The organism is Salegentibacter sp. BLCTC (genome assembly GCF_015143665.1).
In the GTDB taxonomy this organism is placed as follows: Bacteria; Bacteroidota; Bacteroidia; order Flavobacteriales; family Flavobacteriaceae; genus Salegentibacter; species Salegentibacter maritimus.
In genome coordinates, this window is record NZ_WYEW01000004.1 from 121,457 (window position 1) to 144,943 (window position 23,487).

Sequence of the window (23,487 nt, forward strand, 5' to 3'; positions counted from 1 at the left end):
TTATGGATAGAAGGGAATCTTTAAGGACATTGGTAATGGGAGGAATGGCTTCAGGCCTTTTTCTTACCAGCTGTGTGAGCGATAAAAAATCACCTGTTGAAGAAGGTGATGTACTAGAGGAAAGGGAAAACTACGGGAGAACACCCGAAGAAATAGAAAGGGATGAAGAATTAATGTCTGAAACTTTTTTTACAAAGGAAGAAATGGCAATGATTGCAAGCCTGGCAGATATAATTATACCTGAAGATGAAGAATCGGTCTCTGCTACTGAAGCGGGAGTGCCGGAGTTTATAGAATTTATTGTAAAAGATATCCCAGAGCACCAGTTACCCATGCGAGGAGGTTTAATGTGGCTTAACCGGGAAAGCAGTAAGCAGTTTGATAGGTCTTTTGTTGAAGCTTCAAAAGAGAATCAGTTAAAAATTATCGATCAAATTGCATATCCTCAGGATTTTGAAAAAACATCACCGGGGCCAACTTTCTTCCGAAGAATTAAAAACTTAGTGGTTACCGGCTACTTTACCAGTGAGCCGGGCTTTAAATATCTTGATTATCGTGGGAATACCCCTAATGTTTGGGACGGTGTTCCCGAGCACGTTCTTAAAAAACACGGGATGCAATACGATGAAGATTTATTGAAACATGCTATGGATCCTAGCACCAGAAACGAAGTGATGAACTGGGATGATTACCAGATTTAATAGCTGTTAACTTTTAAGGATTTTGAAATAATAAAGCACTGGTTTTCTTAAAGAAGGCTAGTGCTTTTAAATTTAGCAATTATTTTTTCTAAAAATGTTTAAATACTACGCTTTAAATATTCTGAAGGGGTTAAGCCAATAGTTTTTTTAAAAATTCTATTGTAATAAGATAAGCTATTAAACCCCGATGCAAAACAAGATTTGGAAATTGAATAGTTGCTATGTACTTCTTTTAATAATTTACAGGAATAATTTATACGTAGCTCGTTAAGATAGGTGATAAAAGATTTTCCGGTATGTTGTTTAAAAAATCTGCAAAATGCTGTTTTATTCATACCGGCTATGCCTGCAATTTTTTCAAGACTAATATCCTCTTTAAAATTCAACATTAAAAACTCCATGACCTCGCTTAATCGTTGATCTGATACTTGATGATGATTTAACCAGTTTACACTTCCTAAATAAGTATTATTAGAATGAACAGAAAGCGAATAAAAAACCTGAAGTATGTTAATTGCTTGTAGTGGTACCGGTAGCTCTCGCAATTGAAAAAGTAGATTTTCAATTTTATTCTTTTTAAAACTGTGAAAAGTGGCCCCTCTTTCGCTTAAGTTGTGAATAAGCCTTATATATTGAAATTCTTCTTTATTGCTTTCAATAGCCTCAAAAAACGACTGATTTAAATGAAGAACATAGGCTTCAGAAAAATTTTTAGAAGAACTTTGGAACATATGTGGAATATTCTTTCCTATTAAAAACAGATTCCCTTCCTCAAAGGTTCCAATAAAATCCCCCGCAAAGAGGGTACCCTTTCCTTGTTTTATATATACCAGTTCAATTTCGGGGTGATAATGCCATAAGCGTAGAAACTGTCGCTCTTTATGATGGCTAAATTCGAAGTTACTTTTTAAATTTTTATGAAGAAAATGAAGTTTCATTTTTTAAAAGTTTAAGACAAGACTATACGGTAATTTTCAAATTTATTAAATAAATGCTTCAAATGAGCAAATATTGTACAATAGAATGCAAATTAATGTGAAAGAAATAAGCAGGAATAAGTATAATTTTGGTAGGGTGTTTCTTTTTGTTTAGGGCAAAGTTGCTTAAAGTTTTAGTAAAAGTGTTTTAACCCTTATCCAGCTTAGTGCTTTTTTTAGTAAAAATATTTTGAAAGCCCTTGGTCTTTAATCCTTTAGTTGGGAAGTGATGTTAATTAAAAACAGCTTAAAAATTAGAAGAAATACGATTGTTATTATCTTATTTAAAATTTGTTATGAATAGAATTCTATCATTGTTTTTGTTTTTTGTCTTTGTAAGCCTTACTGCCCAGGAGCGGGAGGGGAACATTGTGGAGTATTTTGGAAAAGAAAAGGTTGAAGATGTGCACGAAGGAGAAGTGCTTCATATTTTTACAGAAGCTCTTATTTATAAAGAACAACAACTTCCAAAAGACACCGAGGCTGTAGAATATGATCCTCTTTTCGCAAAATTTATAGGTAAAGCCAAAAGCGGAATAAAAAAGGGAAAGTCTACCGGTAAAAATTATCGCGGAGAACCCATAAGATGGGAAGAAATAGAAGTAAATGAAAATAGTGAATTTCAGGATCCCGGTTTAAGAGACGGTTATTTGTATTTAGAGTACGAGGCAGATGCAGAGGAGATAGTTTTATTAGATGCATCTGGACATACCAGTGTGTTGGTTAATGGGTTTCCTCATGAGGGTGATTATTATGATTTTGGTTGGAATTTAATTCCTCTTAAATTAAAGAAGGGGAAGAATGAGTTTATCCTTTCTTCAGGTCGTTTTTCCCGAATGCGTGCAAGGCTTATAAAACCCAAAAAAGAGCTTCAATTTACGCAGCGGGATATGACTTTGCCCGAAATCTTAATACAGCAAAAAGAAAATTTCCCTGCAGCAATTAGGATAGCAAATACAAGTGAGAAAAATATAGAAAATGTAAAGGTAGTAGCCCGTGTAGCCAATGCTGTTGCTGAAACAGCTATTTCAGCACTACCGGCATTACATGTTAGAAAAGTACCTTTTGAAATTCCTTCTGCCAATATCCCTAAAGGAAAAAAAGAAGTGCAAGTAGTGTTAGAGCTTGTAAATGCTAACAGGAAAATATTAGATGTACATACTTTATCACTTCCGGTAAAATCAAAATACGAACATCATAAAAAAACCTTTGTGAGCAACATTGATGGTAGTGTACAGTATTATAGTATGGCACCTTCTTTAGATACTGTTAGTGAAAACCAGGCTATGTTCTTTTCTTTGCATGGAGCTTCGGTAGAAGCTGTTAATCAGGCTAATGCTTATCAGCAAAAAGATTGGGGGCATATTGTGGCACCTACCAATAGAAGGCCGTTTGGTTTTGCCTGGGAAGATTGGGGGCGTTTAGATGCTCTTGAAGTTCTTGCGCATTCAGAAAATGAATGGAAAACCGATGCCACGCATACTTATTTAACCGGTCACTCTATGGGAGGGCACGGTACCTGGTATTTAGGTGCAACTTACCCCGATAAATTTGCAGCTATTGCTCCTGCAGCAGGCTATCCTGATCTATTGTTGTATCGTGAAAGCTTTAAACGGCGAATTACCGATAATCCACAGCTGCTTCAGGAAAGGTTTAAAATGGGGGTAGAGGAATTTAATAAAAGAACGGCCGTTCAATTAAATTCAAAAAAAGAGGAAGATCTAAGTGCAATGATTAAAAGGGCCGGAAACACCAGCCGTACTTTAAAATTAATAGAGAATTATCTAAACTTTGGTATCTATGTGCTGCACGGCGAGGTAGATTCAGTTGTTCCAACATTTATAGCGAGAGATATGCGCGAGCGTTTGGGTACTTTTCATAATGACTTTGTTTATTATGAATATCCCAACGGTACTCATTGGTATGGTAACCACAGTATGGATTGGCCGTTAATATTTGACTTTTTTAAGGCGCACGATAAAAAAACCGATGAGAACCAAAATGATTTTTCATTTAAAACGGCTTCTCCTGGGGTTTCAGAAAAAGCACATTACATAAAAATCCTTCAACAAGAGCGTCCTTTTGAAATTAGTAATATTTCAGTAGAAAAGGATAGTACTTTACTTCAGATTTTTACGGAAAACGTAAAAACTATTGAAGTTGACTTTTCAGAGTTTTCTGTAAAACCAGATTCTATAGTTATAGATGATGTTCGTATTGCCGTAAATAAAGAGCTGAAGTCTTTGGTGATGAAAAAAATGAAATCTAACTGGGAAGTGACTAAAAAGCCTGGTTACCAGGAAAAAGGCCCGCATAGGTATGGCGGCTTTAAAGATGCCTTTAAAAATAAGCCTGTTTTGGTTTATGCAACCCAGGGAAGTGACAGGGAAAATAAATGGTATTATCACCGTGCAAAATTTGATGCCGAGAAATTTTATTACCGTGCCAATGGAGACCTAACTTTGGTAGCCGATACAGAATTCAATCCGGAAGATTACCCAGATCAAAATATAATCTTATATGGAAACAGCGTTAACCATGCAAGTTGGAAATCTATGCTCAAAGATTCACCTATTCAGGTTTCTAAAGGGGAAATGACTGTAGATGGAAAAACTTTGAAAGGAAAAGATCTGGGAGCATATTTTATATACCCCAGAAAAGATAGTGATTTGGCAAGTATAGGGGTAATTACCGCTACCGGCGAGCAAGGAATGAAAGCTGCCTGGGGCAACGATTATTTGTTAAATGGTACGTTTTATCCGGACTTTATGATTTTTAAAGATACGATGATGCATGAAGGACTTCCCGGGATAAAAGCTGCCGGCTTTTTTGATAATTCCTGGCGTATTGAAGTAGACGATGTGATATGGAACGAGTAAACCAACCATTAAAGTAATTACTTATAAAACAACGCAAAAGCTAAGAACTTGAATAAAATTTTAAAAATAAGCGAACAGGATAATGTTGGTGTAGCCTTGTGCAATTTAGTTTCTGGTGAAATTATAGAGCTTTCGGGAGCACAAATTGAAGTATCACAAAATATAGAGATTAAACATAAAATTGCCCTGCAGCAGTTTAGTCCCGGAGATATTATTGTTATGTATGGTGTTCCTGTAGGAGAAGTGGTTTTGCCAATTGGCCGTGGAGATGCTTTAACTATTGAAAATATAAAACACCGTGCAGCCGATTATAAATATGAGGGCACAACTTACAATTATAATTCGCCAGATATCACCTCCCTTAAGAACAAAACTTTTATGGGCTACCATAGAGAGGATGGCCAGGTTGGCACTGCTAATTACTGGTTATTTGTACCGCTGGTTTTTTGTCAAAATAGGAATTTAAAGGTATTAAAAGAGGCCTTTGAAACCGAGTTGGGTTATAAGCAGGAAAACCCATATAAATTGCAATTGAGGCAAATGCTCTCTGGAGACTCTGATGCAGTAGCTAATGCTGAAGTCATTAATGAGCAAGTCTTTAAGAATGTAGACGGAATTAAATTCCTTGCTCACGAAGGTGGTTGTGGGGGTACACGGGATGATGCCCAGGCATTGGTGAATTTACTTGCAGGCTATATTAAAAACCCCAATGTAGCAGGTGCAACGGTATTGAGTTTGGGTTGCCAACACGCCCAAATGAGTTTACTGGAAGAAGCACTGGCTAAACTGAACCCACAGAAACCAGTTCTTTATTTTGAACAACAGCAGTTTTCTTCAGAAAAAGATATGTTACAGGAAATAGTTTCCAAAACCTATCCCGAGCTGGAAAAAGCTAACAGCATTGAGAGAAAACCTGCAGGTTTGGATAAACTCAATATCGGTTTGGAATGTGGCGGATCTGATGGATTTTCAGGCATTACCGCCAATCCATTAATTGGTTATATAGCCGACAAAATTACGGCTGTAGGCGGCCGCGCTATGCTCTCTGAATTCCCGGAACTATGTGGGGTAGAACAGGATTTGATAGATCGTTGCCAAAATAGGGAAATGGCAGATAAGTTTATAAATTTAATGGAAACTTATAATACCCAGGCGCAAAAAGTAGGGTCGGGCTTCGATATGAACCCTTCCCCAGGGAATATAAAAGATGGCTTAATAACCGATGCAATTAAATCGGCAGGTGCAGCGACCAAGGCAGGTAGAGCCCCAATAAGTGGAATACTTGATTATACAGAATATCCCGTAAAAAGCGGTTTACATTTACTGTGTACCCCCGGGAACGATGTAGAATCTACCACCGGGTTAGCCGGATCTGGAGCAAATTTAATCCTATTTTCAACTGGATTGGGTACCCCTACAGGAAACCCGATTTGTCCTGTTGTTAAAATATCTTCAAACTCTGCTTTGCCAAAGAAGATGAAGGATATTATTGATTTTGATGCGGGGAAGTTAATTTCAGAAGAAGCAGATTTAGAAAATTTATCAGAAGATCTCTTAAATCTAATTATTGAAATAGCCAGTGGAAAAACATTAACCTGTGCCCACAAGTTGGGACAGGACGATTTTATTCCCTGGAAAAGAGGGGTTTCATTATAACACTTAATCTATACCTATGAAAAAAGCAACTTTGGTTATTTTAATGTTAATACATTTTGCAGTGTTTTCACAGGGAGATGAAGACTATATTCCCGCAAAAGAAAATTTAGAAGCCCGACAATGGTTTCAGGATGCCAAATTTGGGATGTTTATTCACTGGGGGTTATATAGTGTTTTAGGAGATGGAGAGTGGGTAATGAACAACCAGAATATTTCGAAAGAAAATTATGAGAAGTTGCCTGGTTTTTTCAACCCTATAGATTTTGATGCCGAAAAATGGGTGGAGATGGCTAAGAATTCAGGTGTAAAATATATTACAGTAACCACGCGTCATCACGATGGCTTTTCTATGTTTAACACCGAGACTTCATCTTATAATATTGTAGAGGCTACGCCGTTTGGCCGGGATGTAATAAAAGAGCTTGCAGAAGCTTGTAGGGCCAACGATATAAAGCTTTTTTTCTACTATTCCCTGTTAGACTGGCATCATAAAGATTATTACCCATTGGGAAGAACAGGCAATGGAATTGCCGATAAAAATACCAGCGGTAATTGGTACGGGTACATAGCGTTTATGAAACAGCAATTAACCGAGTTGCTTACAAATTATGGTGAAATTGGAGGAATCTGGTTTGATGGGCATTGGGACAAGAAAGATGCCAACTGGCATTATCAGGAAATTTATGAATTAATCCATAAACTACAACCTCAAGCTTTAATAGGAAACAATCATCATATAGCGCCTATAAAAGGTGAGGATTTTCAAATGTTTGAAAGGGATTTGCCTGGTTATAATACCACGGGTTTTGGAACAGCTATAGAAAATATAGGGGAACTACCTAAGGAAATTTGTGAAACAATTAATGGTTCCTGGGGATTTAACCTGCAGGATTCTAAGCATAAGTCTAAAAAAGAACTGGTTCGTTATTTAATCAAATCGGCAGGGTTTGGTAGTAACCTTTTGCTCAATGTTGGGCCTATGCCTAATGGCGAGATTCAAAAAGAACATCAGGAGTCGTTTTTAGAAATTGGAGATTGGCTCCAAACTTACGGCGAAGCAATTTATGGAACCAGGCAGGGGCCATTAGCCCCCCGGGAGAATGTGGTATCTACCCTTAAAGATAATGAAGTGTTTTTATGGCTTTTGGGCGATAAGGATACCTATTTTATTGAAGGCTTTTTTCCAAAAACAAAAAAAATGGTTCATTGGAAGGACGGATCTACAATAAATTTTGAAAAGACAAAATTCGGAACTTTTATAGAGATCCCGGAGGCTAAGAAAAATAACACAGCAACATTGGTGAGTTATAAAATACAAAATGAATAAGTAAAATAATATGGGTCATAGTTTAAAAGGAAAGTCGAGCATAATTACAGGTGGAGGAAGCGGTATAGGCAAGGCAATTTCAATGGAATTTGCGAATGCCGGTGCTAATGTGTTTATCCTGGATTATAATGAAGAGACGGCAAAAAATACGGTAGAAGAAATTACTTCAGCCGGAGGTAAGGCAAGGTTTTTTGCTTGTGATGTAACCAAAAAAGAACAGGTTGATAAAATAATTACTGAGATTACCGGTGAATCTTCAATTGATATTTTGGTAAATAACGCGGGTATTGCCCACGTGGGTAATGTAGAGAATACAAATGAAGAGGATTTAGATAGAATTTACGAAGTTAATATCAAGGGTGTTTTTAACTGTTTAAAGTCGGTTATCCCCTATATGAAGTCGGCAAAAAATGGATGTATAATTAATATGGCGAGTATTGCTTCTGTAGTTGGTATTCAGGACCGTTTTGCCTATTCCATGTCTAAAGGCGCGGTACTTACCATGACCTACTCTATTGCAAAAGATTATATAGACTATGGTATACGCTGTAATAGTATTGCACCGGCCAGAGTGCATACCCCGTTTGTAGATGGTTTTATTGCCAAAAACTACCCCGGGCAAGAGGAAGAGATGTTTGAAAAACTCTCCAAAACACAACCTATAGGCCGTATGGGAAGTACTAAAGAGGTGGCAAAGCTTGCCCTTTACCTGGCTTCAGACGATGCAGCATTTACAACAGGAACCAACTTTCCAATAGACGGAGGTTTTATAAAATTACAAGGATAATAAATAATAGATATGAAAAAAGTAATAATAGCTCTTAGTATTTTAATCGGCTTGCAGGGATATGCACAATCTCCCGAAGAAAAAGCTATAAAAGAGCATGGCTATCCAGAATGGTTTAAGGAAGCAAAACTGGGTATTTTTATTCATTGGGGCTTGTATTCAGTGCCGGCTTATGGAGGTAAAGAATCTTATGCCGAATGGTTTTTAAGAGGAATGCAAACCAACGATAGTTTACGTAACGCTTTTGTAGATGAGCATTACGGAACTAATTTCACTTATAAAGATTTTGCCGGAGAATTTAAAGCAGAACTCTTTGATCCCGAAGAATGGGCTGAAATTTTTAAAGAGGCCGGTGCTAAATATGTGGTGTTGGTTTCTAAACATCACGATGGCTATACCTTATGGCCAAGTAAATTTAACCGAAACTGGAACAGTGTAGATACCGGCCCAAAACGTGATATTGTAGGAGAATTAACAGAAGCCGTTAGGGACGAGGACCTTAAAATGGGATTATATTATTCTCTAGCCGAATGGAACCATCCTTTACACCGCTGGTATACAGATCCGCACGATAGTATTGGACGATATGTTGAAGAATATATGGTGCCGCAGTTTAAAGAATTGGTAAAGGAATATAAACCTACTTTGATTTTTTCTGATGGCGAATGGTATAATACAGCCGAACAATGGCAAGCTCCACAGCTAATAAATTGGTATTACGAAACAGTAGGAAAAGATGCTATAGTGAATAATCGTTGGGGCCATGGCCTTGATGTTGGTTTTTTAACCCCGGAATATAGTTCAGGAATTGTAGAAACCGAAAGACCCTGGGCAGAGGTAAGAGGAATTGGCCGTAGTTTTGGCTTAAACCGAAATGAAAATTTAGAGGCCTACGGAACCGGAAAGGAACTCATTGAAAGGTTTGTACAAACCGTTGCCAATGGTGGTGGAATGATCTTGAATGTTGGCCCAAGGGCCGATGGGCAAATTCCTATGATTCAACAGGAACGTTTAAAACAGTTGGGAACCTGGTTGGATATTAATGGAGAAGCTATTTATGGTGCTGAAGCCTATTCAAAAACGGGAGAAGAAAAAGAAGTTAGTTTACAAAGGGTAGATAGTGTAATTAACTTTAACTGGGTAAGAAATTCACCTATAAAAGGAATACGCGAAGACGATTTTCAGGCAACCTGGGAAGGCTTTATTGTAGCGCCAAAAACAGGGAAATATACTTTTGAAATTGAGGTAGATGACGAAGCTATGGTGCAAATTGATGGCAAAACCATTATTAATAGTAATTATACAGCACCCGATAATGAAGCTGAGGTTATGGGAGCCAATACCGGGACTTCAGATAAAGGTACAATTCGTTTAAAGGCCAACGAGCGTACTCCAATTAAAATTAATTACCGCGAGAAAAAACAAAACGCCAAGATTAAATTGTTTTGGAGCACGGCTAATTCTGAAAAGGGACTTGTTCCTTCACAGGCATTTTTTATTGATAAAAATGGGGAGGAGAAAGGTTTACAAGCGCAATTCACTTCTTTAAAAACCTATTTAAGTTATACAAAGAATAACGATGCTTTATACGCTATAAGTTATGAATGGCCAGATGATGAGTTAGCATTGAAAATAGACAAACCTGCTAAGGATGCAAAAGTTCATTTGTTGGGTCTTGATAGGGAATTACCCTGGACATACAGTAACAATACATTAATTATAGATACATCAGGTATTAAATATGGGGAGTTACCCGGTCACGATGCCTGGACTTTTAAAATTCAGTAAAAAATAGATTATGAAATTAATACGATTTGGAGCTCCCGGACAGGAAAAACCGGGAATTGAATTAGAAACAGGAAAAAGAATAGATGTTTCGGCATTTGGAAAAGATTATACCGAAGATTTTTTTGCCGAAAACGGTCTGGAAGATCTTAAAAACTGGCTTTCAGAAAATAAAGATAATTGCCCCGAAATAGATTCAGAAGAACGTTTGGGAGCACCGGTTAATCGTCCTTCCAAATTGGTTTGTATTGGTTTAAATTATGCAAAACACGCCGAAGAAAGCGGTATGGAGGTGCCATCAGAACCCGTTATATTTTTTAAAGCAAGTAGCGCTATTGTAGGGCCTAACGACGATGTAATTATTCCCAAAGGCAGCCAAAAGACCGACTGGGAAGTAGAATTGGGAGTTGTGATTGGTAAAAAGGCCAGTTATGTTTCTGAAGAGGAAGCCATGGATTATGTGGCCGGCTATGTGTTGCATAATGATTATAGCGAGCGTGAATTTCAATTAGAGCGTTTAGGGCAATGGGTTAAGGGAAAAAGCTGTGATACGTTTGCACCCTTAGGACCATTTTTGGCTACTAAAGATGAAATTCCAAATCCGCATAACCTTGATTTATGGTTAAAACTAAATGGTGAGATTAAGCAGCAAAGCAACACTTCAGATTTTGTTTTTAACATACCTCAGGTAATAAGCTATGTAAGTCAGTTTATGAGTTTATTGCCCGGAGATATTATTTCTACCGGAACTCCATTTGGAGTAGGAATGGGCTTAAATCCGCAGCGCTACCTTAAACCAGGGGATGTAGTTGAATTGGGTATAGAAGGCCTTGGGACTTCTAAACAAGTGGCAAAAGCTTATAAAGAATAGGCAATGAGGATAGATAGCCATCAGCATTTTTGGAAGTTTGAGAAGGAGAAAGACGCCTGGATTCCCGATGAGATGTCGGTAATTAGGAAAGATTTTTTTCCTGAAAACCTAAATCCTGTTCTGGAAAAGAATAAGGTTGATGGTTGTGTGGCAGTGCAAGCCGCTCCCACTGAAAATGAGACCAAATTTTTGCTGAATCTGGCTAAAGAATATGAGTTTATAAAAGGAGTTGTAGGTTGGGTTGATTTTACCGGCGATAATCTTGAGGAACGCCTCACACATTTTTCAAAAGATCCTAAATTTAAAGGAGTTCGGCATTTATTACAGGCTAAACCGGCTAGTTATATGCTTCAACCCGAATTTTTTAAGGGCATGGAAACTTTTGGAAACTTCAACCTAACCTACGATCTTTTGGTGTTAGAAAACCAGTTGGCCAATACTATTGAATTGGTTTCTAATTTTCCAAACCAAAAGTTTGTTTTAAATCACCTCGCCAAACCCAATGTTTCAAAGGGAATTTCTAAAAACTGGAAAGAATTAATTACAAAACTGGCAGATAAAAAGAATGTGTGCTGTAAGCTTTCCGGTCTATTAACCGAAACTGAGAATTTTAACTGGAAGACCGAAGATTTTCGAGTTTTTATCGATTTTGCCTTGGAAGTTTTTGGACCCGATAGATTAATGTTTGGATCTGATTGGCCGGTTTCTTTGGCAGCCGGTAATTATGCTGATACTGTAGCAATAATTGAATCTTCTTTAAGGACTAAAAACGAAATCGTTATCGAAAAAATTATGGGACTTAACGCAATAAATTTCTACCAATTATGATTAAAAAATTACTGTTTTTAGTTTTCTTAATAGGACTTGGATGTTCGGCTCCCTCCGATAGGAAAAAAGAAACCGAAAAAGACTTAAACAAGCACGTGCTTTGGTATGCACAACCTGCTTCAAAATGGATGGAAGCTTTGCCCATCGGAAACGGAAGGTTGGGAGCCATGATTTTTGGAGACACAATTAATGAGCGAATTCAATTAAATGAAGATTCGCTTTGGCCCGGCGGCCCTGATTGGGGTGATTCAAAAGGAAGTCCAGAAGATTTAGATTATATCAGACAATTAATTCTGAATGGAAAAACAAGCAAGGCCGATAACGAAATTATTGAACGCTTTTCAAATAAAGATATCGTGAAATCCCATCAAACTATGGGAGATCTTTACCTGGATTTTGACCATACTGGAAAAGTTAAAGATTATAGGCGAAGCCTTAGCCTGAACGATGCTTTGGCAGAAGTGAGCTATACCATAGATGGCGAGGAATATCATCGTAAAATTTTTGCTACTGCTGCAGATGATGCCATCATAATTCAATTAAGTACCACGGCGCAAGCTGGACTAAATTTTAATGTAAACTTAGACCGTCCGGAAGATGAAGGGCATAAAACAGTAGAAGTAAGCAACCCTGGCGAGAACCAAATTTCCATGTTAGGAGAAATTACCCAGATGGGTGCCGTAAAAAATTCAAAACCTAAACCATTGGATTATGGGGTGAAATTTGAAACTTTACTCCAGGCTGAAACAGATTCAGGGAAAATTTATTCAGATGCTTCCGGCTTAAAAATAGAAGGTTCTAAAGAAGTTACTTTATACCTCGTAGCTAATACTTCTTTTTATTCTGAAGATTTTCAAGAAAAGAATAGGCTGACCATAGAAAACCTTGGTCAAAAAACTTTTGAAGAATTATTAGAAGCACACAAAAAGGATTATCAGGAATTGTTTGCAAGAGTAGATTTTTCGCTTGGCGAAGCTGTTAAAGACAGTATCCCAACCGATAAAAGACTGGCGGCTTTCAAGAAAGGAAAGGAAGACCGGGGGTTAATCACCGATTTGTTTCAATATGGTAGGTATTTATTAATTTCTTCTTCAAGACCAGGTACCAATCCTGCCAATTTACAGGGTTTATGGAATCAACATATTGCCGCACCCTGGAATGCCGATTATCATTTAAACGTAAACTTACAAATGAATTACTGGCCTACAGAAGTTACCAACCTAAGTGAACTTCATAAGCCTTTATTTGATTATACAAAGCGTTTGGTGAAAAGAGGGAAAAATACTGCCAGAGAACAATATGGTTTGGAAGGAGCGGTGCTACATAATGCTTCCGATTTATGGGCTTCTCCTTCTATGCAGGCACGTAAGGCTTATTGGGGCAGTTGGGTGCACGGTGGTGGTTGGCTTGCCCAGCACTTTTGGCAACATTACCTGTTCACTCAGGATAAAGAGTTTCTTAAAACTACCGCTTATCCTGTGCTAAAGGAGTTTGCGACATTTTATTCCGGGTGGTTGGTGAAAGATGAAAATACCGGGAAATATGTTTCTTTCCCTGAAACGTCCCCCGAGAATTCTTATATAAATGAAGAGGGGGAAAGGGTAGCTCTTTCTCACGGTAGTGCTATGGGGCATCAAATAATAGCTGAAGTTTTTGACAATACCTTAAAAGCAGCAGAGATCCTGGATATAGAGGATGATATTTTAAAAGAAATTGAAAATAAACGAAATAACTTAACCCCGGGTGTGAAGTTAGGGGCTGATGGCCGTATTTTAGAATGGACCAAAGCCTATGAGGAACCTGAAAAGGGGCATAGGCACCTTTCCCATTTGTATGCCCTTCATCCGGGTTCAGAGATTACAGAAGCTGACTCCAGCTTGTTCGAAGGAGCACAAAAATCTATAAATTATCGTTTGGAACACGGAGGTGCGGGAACCGGTTGGAGTAGGGCCTGGATGATAAATTTCAATGCTCGTTTACTGGATGCTAAAGCAGCAAAAGAAAATATACATAAGTTTTTTGAAATTTCCCTGGCCGATAATCTTTTCGATTTGCACCCACCATTTCAAATTGACGGAAACTTTGGCTATACAGCAGGTATTGCCGAAATGCTGTTGCAGTCTCACGAAGGCTTTTTACGTATTTTACCGGCATTACCCGATACCTGGAAAAAAGGTGGTATAAAAGGACTAAAGGCAAGAGGGAATATAAGCGTGGATATAAGTTGGGAATTGGGAAGATTAAAGCAACTTACTTTAAAAGCCAATAAGAAACAGCAAGTTAAACTAAAGTATGAAAAGAAAGAAATACTAATTGAACTTCCCGGCGATAATCAGGAAGTGATATTAGATGCTGAATTAAATAGAACCTAAACCTTATGAAAAAAAATCAAGTGAAATTATTCTACCTCGTTTTTCTAATTTGCTTTAGTTTAAATGCTCAGGAAAAAAAACCAAATGTGGTTTTGTTTTTTGTCGATGATATGGGGTGGCAGGATACTTCGGTCCCATTTTGGACAAAAGAAACGCCTTTTAATAAACGTTACCATACACCAAATATGGAGCGTTTGGCCAATAAAGGAACTAAATTCACACAGGCCTATGCCACTCCTATTTGTTCCCCCTCAAGGGTTAGTATTTTAACAGGAGCAAATGCCGCGCGACATAAGGTTACTAATTGGACCTTAAAGAGAAATGTATCTCAAGATGCTTCCGATGATAAACTTGAGTTCCCACAATGGAATATGAATGGGATCTCCAGTAGTAGTACAGTACCCAACTCCTTTGTGGCAAATACTTTGCCTCAAATATTACAACAAAATGGGTATCATACCATTCATGCCGGAAAAGCACATTTAGGAGCTAAAAATACACCGGGTGAAGATCCTTTAAATTTAGGTTTTGACGAGAATATTGCCGGTCACGCTGCCGGAGCACCGGAGAGCTTTTTAGGGACAGAAAATTTTGGGAATGGAAAACCCGGTAAAGAGGAATGGGCTGTTCCCGGCTTAGAAAAATACCATGGCGAAGATATTTTTTTAACCGAAGCTATTACCCGTGAAGCATTACAAAGCCTTGATAAGTTGGCTGGGAAGAAACCTTTCTTTTTACATATGGCTCATTATGCAGTACATGCTCCAATTATGGCTGATAAACGTTTTTACCAAAAATATATTGATGCCGGTTTAGATATAACCGAAGCTAAATATGCTTCTATGCTAGAAGGAATGGATAAAAGTTTGGGCGACATTATGGATTACCTGGAAGAAAATGACTTAGAAGAAAATACTATTATCCTTTTTATGTCAGACAATGGAGGATTAAGTGCCCACGCCCGTGGTGGAGAACCACATACGCACAATGCACCTTTGAATAGCGGTAAGGGATCTGCTTACGAAGGAGGAATTAGGGTTCCTATGTTGGTTTATTGGCCCCAAAAAACTATTCCTGGTTCCAAGGTTGAAGACTATATTATAATTGAAGATTTCTTTCCTTCTATTTTGGCTATGACCAAAAGCTCAATTCCTGAATTAAAGCAAAAAGTAGACGGCCAAAGTTTTGTGCCTTTATTGGAAGAAAATAAACAGTCTCGTAATCAACGTCCCTTATTTTGGCATTATCCTAATAAATGGGGAGGCAGTGGTCCAGGAATAGCTCCTTTTAGTTCAGTTAGAAAAGGAGATTATAAACTTATTTATTACCATAAAGATCGTGGTTTTGAGCTTTTTAATATCAAGAAGGATATTGGGGAAACCACAAATATTGCCAAATCAAATGCTAAAAAAACAAAGGAGCTTGCCAAAATTTTAAGTGCTCATTTAGAAGAGATGAATGCGCAAATGCCTTTGGACAAACGAACCAATAAAAAAGTAGAATTACCTATAAAAATTTTAGAAAATGAATAAAAAAACCTTAATCATTCTACTGGTACTGGTTATCAGTTTAGTTTCCTGTAAAGAGAAAGTGACCAAACCTGAACCTGTGGGGCCTATTCCATCACAAAGGCAATTGGCCTGGCAAGACCTGGAATATTATGCTTTTATTCATTTTAATATGAATACGTTCACCGATATGGAGTGGGGTGAAGGTGGCGAATCTCCAAAGAATTTTAACCCTACAAACCTCGATACCCGGCAGTGGGCAAAAACAGCCAAAGAAGCCGGAATGAAAGGAATTATCATAACGGCCAAACATCACGACGGGTTTTGTCTTTGGCCTACAGAAACTACAGAACATTCGGTTAAAAATTCACCATGGAAAAATGGCGAGGGAGATGTGGTAAAAGAACTCGCGGAAGCCTGTGAAGAATTCGGATTGAAATTTGGAGTTTATTTATCTCCATGGGATCGTAATCATCCCGAATATGGTAGAGAAGCCTACGTAGATGTGTTCCATAAACAACTGGAGGAGTTAATGACCAACTATGGGCCTATTTTTGAAGTTTGGTTTGATGGTGCAAACGGAGGCACCGGATACTATGGTGGTGCTAACGAGCATAGAAAGATTGATCATAGAGATTATTATGGATGGGATAAGGTAATCTCAATTATTCGCGAACATCAACCCGATGCGGTTATTTTTGGTGATAACGGCCCCGATGTGCGTTGGGTAGGAAATGAAGATGGTATAGCCGGAGAAACCAATTGGTCTCCTATTAGAAAAGATGAAGTTTATGCAGGTTCTGGAAATCATGGTGAATTACCTTATGGGCACATAGATGGAACACACTGGGTCCCTGCTGAAGCTGATGTTTCCATTAGACCGGGATGGTACTACCATGCCAGGGAAGACCACCAGGTAAAAACTTTACCACATTTGTTGGATATCTATTATAAATCGGTGGGTAGAAACGCTACGCTTTTATTGAATTTACCGGTTGATACCCGCGGTCTTGTGCACGAAAAAGATATTGAGCAATTAATGAAGTTGCGCAAACAGCTTGATAAAGATTTTGCCGAGAATTTGGCGACCAATGCCAATGTCACGGCTTCTTCAGAAGCAGGATCAGATTATACTGCTCAAAATATGATTAATGGCAATACTGAAGCATATTGGATGCCCGAAAAAGAAAGCATAAAATCCTACATATCAATTCAATTTGATGAACCTCAGGAAGTTAATCGTTTTGTGGCGCAGGAATATATAGCTCTGGGACAAAGAGTGAAATCTTTTGAATTGGAAGGCTTGATTGATGGTGAATGGAAAAATATAAGTTCGGGTACTACTATAGGTTATAAACGAATATTAAGATTTGATGTAGTAAAGGTTGATGCCCTGCGTTTAAGCATTTTGGATGCCAAAGCAAGACCACTAATTTCAAATATTGAAGTCTACAGGGCACCATTAGTAATGGAAGCTCCACAAATTATTCAAAACAAAAGTGGCGAAATTAACCTGGAGAGCTACGATAATGGTCTGGAAATATACTATACCTTAAACGGAGAGAAACCCAACAAAGATTCTGAACACTATTCTGAAGCTTTTGTTTTGCAAGATCCTACCCAGGTAATGGCGGTTGCGTATAACCCCACAACCAATTCCTATAGTGAAATTTCAACTAAAAGACTGGATGTACCTAAAAAGAATTGGAAAGTAATAGATGAGAAAGATGAAGCAGATAAAATTATAGACGCCAATATCAATTCTGTTTGGACAAAAGAAGGCAAACTTCCGCAGGAAATTATAGTAAACCTTGGTGCCTCCTATAACTTAAAAGGATTCACTTATTTACCACATCAAAGTAGATGGCCACAAGGTGTGATTGCCGACTATGAATTTTTGGTTAGCCAAAACGGCAAGCAGTGGACAAAAGTTAGTGAAGGAGAGTTTTCTAATATTAAGAACAATCCTATAGAGCAGCTTATTGAATTTAAAACTACAAAGGCTCGTTATTTTAAGTTTATAGGAAAAAGAAGTGCCGATGATTCAGAAGTTCTTGGAATTGCTGAAATAGGGGTGATCACAGAATAATAGTCGTTTAGGAAGAAGAAGAATTAAAAACAGGTTTAAAGAAAAATTTTAGATATGGATTTAGGATTAAAGGATAAAGTGATTTTAATAACCGGCGGAACCAAAGGTATAGGTGGGGCTATCAGTAAAGCGGTTGCCCGGGAAAATGCAATTCCCGTATTTATTGGTAGAGGGGAGGCCAGCGGTAATAAAATGCTTGAAACCTTGAAAGCCAGTGGAAAAAAAGCTCGTTTTATCCAGGCTAATTTAAATGAAGAAGGAGAGTCTAAAAGAATTGTGGAAGAAGTTCTACAGGTCTTCGGAAAAATTGATGCCCTGGTTAATAATGCTGGGGCAAATGATAGTATAGGTTTAGAAGCCGGTGATCCTAAGAAGTTTGCCAACTCGGTTTTTAATAATTTGAATCATTATTATGAGATGGCACATTATTGTCTGCCTGCACTTAAAGAATCTAAAGGTAATATTCTAAATATTAGTTCTAAAGTTGCCCTGGTAGGCCAGGGAGGAACCTCTGGATATGCAGCATCAAAGGGAGCGCAACTGGCTTTAACACGGGAATGGGCAGCCGAATTATTGCCTTATAATATTAGGGTGAACGCCATCTTACCGGCAGAGGTAATGACACCGCTTTATAAAAGTTGGTTGGATTCTTTTGATGATCCTGAACAAAAACTAAAAAATATAACCCGAAATATTCCACTGGAGCAAAGAATGACCTCTGATACCGAGATAGCCGATTTGGCTGCGTTTATTCTATCTGAAAAATCTGGGCATACCACCGCTCAATGGTTTTCTCCAGATGGTGGTTATGTACATTTAGACCGATCTTTAACCTAAATACTATGTCTCAGGAATCTTTAGTTTCAAAGAAAGTATTGCTGCCGTTTATTTTAATAACAGCTTTATTCGCATTATGGGGTTTTGCCAACGATATTACCAACCCTATGGTTTCGGCCTTTAAAAAGGTTTTAGAGCTTAATAATTTTCAGGCTTCATTGGTACAACTTGCATTTTATGGAGGGTACTTTACAATGGCCTTGCCGGCAGCACTTTTTGTTAATAGGTTTTCTTATAAAAAAGGAGTGCTAATGGGGCTGGCCCTTTACGCTCTGGGAGCTTTATTATTTTATCCTGCTGCAATCTTTCAGGAATATATCTTCTTTTTATTGGCTTTATATATCCTAACATTCGGACTGGCATTTTTAGAGACTACCGCCAATCCTTATATTTTAGCAATGGGCAGTGAAGTAACTGCTACAAGGCGTTTAAACCTAGCCCAGGCTTTTAATCCTATGGGGGCTTTAGGTGGTTTAATCGTTGCACAACACTTTATTTTAGGAGCGCTTGAATCTGATGATTTAGATAGCAACGGAAACCCTATTTATGGAAGCCTTTCTGAATCTGCCAAGGCAACTATAAGAGATTCAGATTTGGAAGTGATAAGTACTCCTTATGTATTATTAGGGCTGGTAGTTATACTATTCTTCCTGGTTATTCTTTTAATAAAAATGCCTGAAAATAGAAAGAAAGAGACCCGGGTAGACGTATTACCGGCTATAAAAAGACTTTTTGGCAATAGAAAGTTTGTTGGCGGAGTAGTAACGCAAGCCTTTTATGTAGGGGCACAAATTATGTGTTGGACCTACCTTTATCAATATGCCGAATCTATAGGAATAGATAATAAAAGTGCCGTAAATTATGGAATTGCTGCTTTATTAATATTTCTTATAGGACGCTGGATAGGGACTTTTTTGTTACGTTATATAACTTCAGGGAAGTTACTGATGTTATTTGCCTTAGGCGCATTAATTACTTGCCTGATCTGTATTTTTAGTCCGGGATTAATTGGCTTATATTCTTTGGTAGCTGTTTCTTTTTTTATGTCTATAATGTTTCCAACAATCTATGGAATTGCTTTAGAAGGTCAGGGAAACGATGCAAAATTTGGAGCAGCGTTTTTAGTAATGGCCATTGTGGGTGGAGCTTTAATGCCCACTTTTCAAGGTATGATATTAGATATTGGCGGTGCCGGCTATAAAGATACTAGTATCCTGGGTGTGCCAGAAGTTAATTTTTCCTTCTTTTTACCTGTTCTATGCTTTATAATTGTTGGTATCTATGGGTATTATATTTATAAAAGAAACAACGCATGAAAACTAAAAACTACGTATTAGCTTGTGATTTAAAGGATGATGTAGCCTTAATCAAAAAGTATGAAGACTATCACCGTGAGGTATGGCCCGAGATTATTAATAGTATACGAAACGTTGGTATTTTAAATATGGAAATTTTTAGAACGGGAAACCGCCTGGTTATGGTTATGGAAACCCAACCAGATTTTTCATTTGAACGAAAGGCTAAAGCCGATGAACAAAATCCTAAAGTTCAGGAATGGGAAAACCTAATGGGGCAGTACCAACAGGCAGTCCCATGGGCAAAACCAGGTGAGAAGTGGACCTTAATGGATAAAATTTTTGATCTAGCAAATACATAGAAAATATGGCAAATTACTTCAATGCTCAATATCCTTCTATAGAGGACCTTAGGGCAAAAGCTAAAAAGAGAACCCCCAATTTTGCATTTGAATATTTAGATGGTGGATGTAATGAAGATATAAATCTTTATAAGAATACTTCTGATATTCGAAAAATCCAGTTAGAGCCCAGATACCTTCAAAATTACCATACGGCAACTACAACTACTAAACTGTTCGGAAAAGAATACAGTGCACCTTTTGGAATTTCGCCGGTTGGATTACAGGGCTTAATGTGGCCAAACTCTCCTGAAATACTCGCCAAAGCAGCTTTTGAGCATAATATACCCTTTATTTTAAGTACAGTTACCACTATGAGTATTGAGCGCGCCAGTGAACTTACACAGGGCAATGCCTGGTTTCAGTTATATAATCCTGTAGAGGATGAGGTTAGAAATGATATCTTAAAAAGGGCCGAAGCGGCCGCCTGCCCCGTTTTAGTGCTTTTATGTGACGTGCCCACTTTTGGCTATAGACCCAGGGATATTAGAAATGGGCTGGCCTTACCCCCAAAAATGTCGGTGAAAAACATCTTGCAAATCTTAGGAAAACCCGCCTGGGCCTTAAACACACTTAAGCATGGCGTGCCCACTTTTGAAACCTTAAAACCCTATACGCCCGAAGGATTAAACCTGAAACAATTAGGAAAGTTTATGGATAAAACCTTTTCCGGAAAATTAAATGCTGAAAAAATTAAACCTATTCGGGATAAATGGAAGGGAAAGCTAGTTCTTAAAGGAGTTTCGGCGCCACGCGATGTGGAAGATGCCATAAAAATGGGATTTGATGGGGTAATTTTATCCAATCACGGTGGTAGGCAGTTGGATGCTGCGCAATCAACGATTTCAACTTTACCTAATATAGCTGAAAAATATGGTGATAAAATTGAAATAATGATGGATAGCGGTCTTAGATCTGGACCAGATATTGCCCGTACTATGGCAGCCGGAGCAAAATTTACCTTTATGGGAAGGTCTTTTATGTATGGTGCTGCAGCTTTAGGGAATAAAGGAGGAGATCATACCATAACTATGCTAAAAACACAGTTTAAACAAGTAATGGACCAATTATGTTGTGAAAATGTAGAGGATTTAAAAGGTCATTTAATTAAAAATAGCCTGGCTGAACTTTAGATTTTAGCAACTTTGAGTTTTAAAAGAAGACCACAGTTTCCGTTAGCATTTTAAAAATGATTTATAACGGAAACAATGGTCTTTTTACTCCATAATCGAAATAATTTACAATGCGGTTAGGAAACATTTAGTTCCCTTATAAGTAAACTCTTAAGTTTCTTATTTTCTAAACGTAATTCCTTGTTTTCTTCTTTGAGTGTAACAGAATCGTTTATTTGAATATAAGTAAGAATCACACCATCAATTTCTTCTTCATAATCGGTAAAATAGGGTTGTATGCATAATTGGTATAAGCGTCCATCACTTAACTCTATTTCCTTTTGTACCACACGTTCGGTGATTAAAACTCCTCGTACATTTTCTATAAAAGCTTTATGACAAAGTTTATTTTTAATTGAATGTAATTTCTGCCCAATACAATCTCTGTTTATTCCAAAATGTTCTTCGGTGGCAGGGGTTAACTCCCTTATAAATAGATTTACGTCAACAAATAGTTGCGGTATAATTGAGTTTTCAAAATACTGACTCAAAATTCTATTGCCTAAAGACAATCTACTTTGCATATTTTATAGAATTAATACTATTATAGATTTAATTAAAAGAGTTCTTTTCGTCCATGTTTGGTGAAAAGAACTCTTTTTTATACTTGGTTTTATTATTTAATTTTTACTACGAAACTCTTGATTTGCGTCCTTTCAACTTTTTTTCTTCCAACTTACGAGCAGCTTTTTCCTGCCTTCTTGCTTTTAAATCTTTTTTAGAAGTTTTTAGATTAGAACCTCGTTTTGCCATGACAAATAAATTAAAATTCAACACAATTTTTCAAAAGAACGAACCTGTATACTAAAACCTTTATATAGCGAGTTATACTCCCAAATTAGGGACTGTAAAATAATTAATAAAGGAAAAACAGGTTAAAAAAGCACACTCGCCCGTGCTTGTAAAGTCGGAAAGATGATCTTGAGTTTTAAGAAAGCCTGATTCATAGCTATAACACTAAAAGTGAAAATATTAACTCGCAATTTACAACATTTTTCTGTATAAAAAATTAAGGAATGTTTAAAAAACCTTTTAATTAGTTAAATTATCCTAAAACTAAAATTTAATCCGATTTAATAAAAATACCTGTAGTTATAGTCAGCCCATTTTTCTGGATTTTTCAATTTTAAATTGTTAGGAAACGCTGAGGTTATTTCGATACCCAAGACTTAATAATCCTAGGTTGGCTTTTAATACAAATAAATCTATTTTATACCCTATTGATTGGTACCGCCAAAGGATATCATACCCCGAAGTAGTTTATTTGGTGCGAGTTAATTTATTAAAAATTAAAAACCTTTATTTGTAAATCCATCTTTAGGCAAGTATAAGACGTGAGCAATTTTATAATTTTAAGGTAAGTAAAATAAGATGTATCAGAAATTTAAAGAATACCTACAAAACATAACTTCCTTAAAGGAAACCGATATTGATTATATTGCCGGTTTCTTTAGTTTAAAAACTGCAAAACGAAATGAAATATTGGTAGATTGTGCCCAGGTTTGTACCGACTTCTACTTTATCAACACAGGAATGATGCGTATTTATACCTTAAATTCAGAGGGTATAGAAACTTCCCGGTTTTTTGCTTTTGAAGAAATGTTTTGTACGGCTTTACCGAGTTTTATTGATCAAAAACCCGCAGGCGAATATCTTCAATGCCTGGAGAAATCTGAATTATTGGTGTGTAAACGGCAAGACTTCTATAAATTAATTAAGCAATTCCCGGAGCTAGATCGGGTTTACCGAAAGATTTTGGAACTTGGGTTTATTACTTCTCAAAAACGAATTTATGGCTTCCAGGGATTTAATGCCCTTGAAAAAGTAAAATGGACCATAGAAAACCAACCAAGAATCCTTTTAAGAATTTCCAATAAAATGGCAGCTTCCTATTTGGGGATTTCTCCTTCTACTTTAAGCCGGGTTAAAGCTAAGCTCTAAATTTCTTGACTTATGTCAACGTTTAAGGGTAAAAGCCTTTTTATTTTTGTGAAAAAAAGAA

At 37.3% G+C, this 23,487-nt stretch carries 18 protein-coding genes; 16 read left to right on the forward strand and 2 right to left on the reverse strand.

Annotated elements, in window-relative coordinates:
* Positions 1-2 precede the first annotated feature (2 nt).
* Positions 3-701: a gluconate 2-dehydrogenase subunit 3 family protein gene (locus GUB10_RS06875; protein ID WP_193710699.1), complete on the forward strand. Its 699-nt coding sequence runs from the start codon at positions 3-5 to the stop codon at positions 699-701.
* A 98-nt stretch (positions 702-799) separates the two neighbouring features.
* On the opposite strand, the gene GUB10_RS06880 is transcribed toward GUB10_RS06875, so the two are convergent.
* On the reverse strand, positions 800-1,639 hold the full coding sequence (locus tag GUB10_RS06880) for an AraC family transcriptional regulator (RefSeq protein ID WP_193710700.1): 840 nt from the start codon (positions 1,637-1,639) through the stop codon (positions 800-802).
* Between the two features lie 335 nt (positions 1,640-1,974).
* Here GUB10_RS06880 and GUB10_RS06885 point away from each other — a divergent pair, with 335 nt between their 5' ends.
* Genes GUB10_RS06885 through GUB10_RS06950 form a run of 14 tightly spaced genes read left to right on the forward strand, consistent with a single transcriptional unit; the run spans position 1,975 to position 21,446 of the window.
* Complete coding sequence (locus tag GUB10_RS06885) at positions 1,975-4,557, forward strand: alpha/beta hydrolase-fold protein (protein ID WP_193710701.1); 2,583 nt, start codon at positions 1,975-1,977, stop codon at positions 4,555-4,557.
* A gap of 48 nt (positions 4,558-4,605) precedes the next feature.
* Complete coding sequence (locus GUB10_RS06890) at positions 4,606-6,213, forward strand: UxaA family hydrolase (RefSeq protein ID WP_193710702.1); 1,608 nt, start codon at positions 4,606-4,608, stop codon at positions 6,211-6,213.
* Between the two features lie 16 nt (positions 6,214-6,229).
* On the forward strand, positions 6,230-7,540 hold the full coding sequence (locus tag GUB10_RS06895) for an alpha-L-fucosidase (RefSeq protein ID WP_193710703.1): 1,311 nt from the start codon (positions 6,230-6,232) through the stop codon (positions 7,538-7,540).
* Positions 7,541-7,550: 10 nt separating this feature from the next.
* The gene (locus GUB10_RS06900; protein WP_193710704.1) at positions 7,551-8,327 is read left to right on the forward strand and encodes an SDR family NAD(P)-dependent oxidoreductase; all 777 of its coding nucleotides are present in this window, start codon (positions 7,551-7,553) and stop codon (positions 8,325-8,327) included.
* Between the two features lie 12 nt (positions 8,328-8,339).
* Complete coding sequence (locus GUB10_RS06905; RefSeq protein WP_193710705.1) at positions 8,340-10,115, forward strand: alpha-L-fucosidase; 1,776 nt, start codon at positions 8,340-8,342, stop codon at positions 10,113-10,115.
* Between the two features lie 10 nt (positions 10,116-10,125).
* Positions 10,126-10,983 (forward strand): fumarylacetoacetate hydrolase family protein, encoded by an 858-nt coding sequence (locus GUB10_RS06910; RefSeq protein WP_193710706.1) that lies wholly within the window; start codon positions 10,126-10,128, stop codon positions 10,981-10,983.
* 3 nt (positions 10,984-10,986) lie between these two features.
* Complete coding sequence (locus tag GUB10_RS06915; protein ID WP_193710707.1) at positions 10,987-11,811, forward strand: amidohydrolase; 825 nt, start codon at positions 10,987-10,989, stop codon at positions 11,809-11,811.
* Complete coding sequence (locus GUB10_RS06920) at positions 11,808-14,183, forward strand: glycoside hydrolase N-terminal domain-containing protein (protein ID WP_193710708.1); 2,376 nt, start codon at positions 11,808-11,810, stop codon at positions 14,181-14,183. Before GUB10_RS06915 ends, GUB10_RS06920 begins: the two co-directional genes overlap by 4 nt.
* Positions 14,184-14,188: 5 nt before the next feature.
* Positions 14,189-15,715: a sulfatase gene (locus GUB10_RS06925; RefSeq protein ID WP_193710709.1), complete on the forward strand. Its 1,527-nt coding sequence runs from the start codon at positions 14,189-14,191 to the stop codon at positions 15,713-15,715.
* Positions 15,708-17,780 carry an alpha-L-fucosidase gene (locus GUB10_RS06930; protein WP_193710710.1) on the forward strand — a complete coding sequence of 691 codons (2,073 nt, stop codon included), beginning with the start codon at positions 15,708-15,710 and terminating at the stop codon, positions 17,778-17,780. The genes GUB10_RS06925 and GUB10_RS06930 overlap by 8 nt, the downstream gene beginning before the upstream one ends.
* Positions 17,781-17,834: 54 nt before the next feature.
* Positions 17,835-18,617, forward strand: coding sequence for an SDR family oxidoreductase (locus GUB10_RS06935; RefSeq protein ID WP_193710711.1), 783 nt, complete (start codon positions 17,835-17,837; stop codon positions 18,615-18,617).
* Between the two features lie 5 nt (positions 18,618-18,622).
* On the forward strand, positions 18,623-19,933 hold the full coding sequence (gene fucP / locus GUB10_RS06940; protein WP_193710712.1) for an L-fucose:H+ symporter permease: 1,311 nt from the start codon (positions 18,623-18,625) through the stop codon (positions 19,931-19,933).
* Entirely contained in the window at positions 19,930-20,274 is a 345-nt protein-coding gene (locus tag GUB10_RS06945) for an L-rhamnose mutarotase (RefSeq protein WP_193710713.1), read from the forward strand. The genes fucP and GUB10_RS06945 overlap by 4 nt, the downstream gene beginning before the upstream one ends.
* 5 nt (positions 20,275-20,279) lie before the next feature.
* Positions 20,280-21,446: an alpha-hydroxy acid oxidase gene (locus GUB10_RS06950; protein WP_193710714.1), complete on the forward strand. Its 1,167-nt coding sequence runs from the start codon at positions 20,280-20,282 to the stop codon at positions 21,444-21,446.
* Positions 21,447-21,562: 116 nt separating this feature from the next.
* Here GUB10_RS06950 and GUB10_RS06955 read toward each other — a convergent pair whose 3' ends face one another.
* Positions 21,563-22,009, reverse strand: a complete 447-nt coding sequence (locus tag GUB10_RS06955; RefSeq protein ID WP_193710715.1) for a PAS domain-containing protein — start codon at positions 22,007-22,009, stop codon at positions 21,563-21,565.
* Positions 22,010-22,856: 847 nt separating this feature from the next.
* Between GUB10_RS06955 and GUB10_RS06960 the strand changes: the two genes are divergently transcribed.
* On the forward strand, positions 22,857-23,426 hold the full coding sequence (locus GUB10_RS06960) for a Crp/Fnr family transcriptional regulator (protein ID WP_193710716.1): 570 nt from the start codon (positions 22,857-22,859) through the stop codon (positions 23,424-23,426).
* The last annotated feature ends 61 nt before the right edge of the window (positions 23,427-23,487 follow it).

Bases quoted from the DNA above. Each gene is read 5' to 3' on its own strand.
- GUB10_RS06875 (WP_193710699.1), top strand. From the start codon at position 3: ATGGATAGAAGGGAATCTTTAAGGACATTGGTAATGGGAGGAATGGCT.
- GUB10_RS06880 (WP_193710700.1), bottom strand. From the start codon at position 1,639: ATGAAACTTCATTTTCTTCATAAAAATTTAAAAAGTAACTTCGAATTT.
- GUB10_RS06885 (WP_193710701.1), top strand. From the start codon at position 1,975: ATGAATAGAATTCTATCATTGTTTTTGTTTTTTGTCTTTGTAAGCCTT.
- GUB10_RS06895 (WP_193710703.1), top strand. From the start codon at position 6,230: ATGAAAAAAGCAACTTTGGTTATTTTAATGTTAATACATTTTGCAGTG.
- GUB10_RS06900 (WP_193710704.1), top strand. From the start codon at position 7,551: ATGGGTCATAGTTTAAAAGGAAAGTCGAGCATAATTACAGGTGGAGGA.
- GUB10_RS06905 (WP_193710705.1), top strand. From the start codon at position 8,340: ATGAAAAAAGTAATAATAGCTCTTAGTATTTTAATCGGCTTGCAGGGA.
- GUB10_RS06910 (WP_193710706.1), top strand. From the start codon at position 10,126: ATGAAATTAATACGATTTGGAGCTCCCGGACAGGAAAAACCGGGAATT.
- GUB10_RS06915 (WP_193710707.1), top strand. From the start codon at position 10,987: ATGAGGATAGATAGCCATCAGCATTTTTGGAAGTTTGAGAAGGAGAAA.
- GUB10_RS06920 (WP_193710708.1), top strand. From the start codon at position 11,808: ATGATTAAAAAATTACTGTTTTTAGTTTTCTTAATAGGACTTGGATGT.
- GUB10_RS06925 (WP_193710709.1), top strand. From the start codon at position 14,189: ATGAAAAAAAATCAAGTGAAATTATTCTACCTCGTTTTTCTAATTTGC.
- GUB10_RS06930 (WP_193710710.1), top strand. From the start codon at position 15,708: ATGAATAAAAAAACCTTAATCATTCTACTGGTACTGGTTATCAGTTTA.
- GUB10_RS06935 (WP_193710711.1), top strand. From the start codon at position 17,835: ATGGATTTAGGATTAAAGGATAAAGTGATTTTAATAACCGGCGGAACC.
- fucP (WP_193710712.1), top strand. From the start codon at position 18,623: ATGTCTCAGGAATCTTTAGTTTCAAAGAAAGTATTGCTGCCGTTTATT.
- GUB10_RS06945 (WP_193710713.1), top strand. From the start codon at position 19,930: ATGAAAACTAAAAACTACGTATTAGCTTGTGATTTAAAGGATGATGTA.
- GUB10_RS06950 (WP_193710714.1), top strand. From the start codon at position 20,280: ATGGCAAATTACTTCAATGCTCAATATCCTTCTATAGAGGACCTTAGG.
- GUB10_RS06955 (WP_193710715.1), bottom strand. From the start codon at position 22,009: ATGCAAAGTAGATTGTCTTTAGGCAATAGAATTTTGAGTCAGTATTTT.
- GUB10_RS06960 (WP_193710716.1), top strand. From the start codon at position 22,857: ATGTATCAGAAATTTAAAGAATACCTACAAAACATAACTTCCTTAAAG.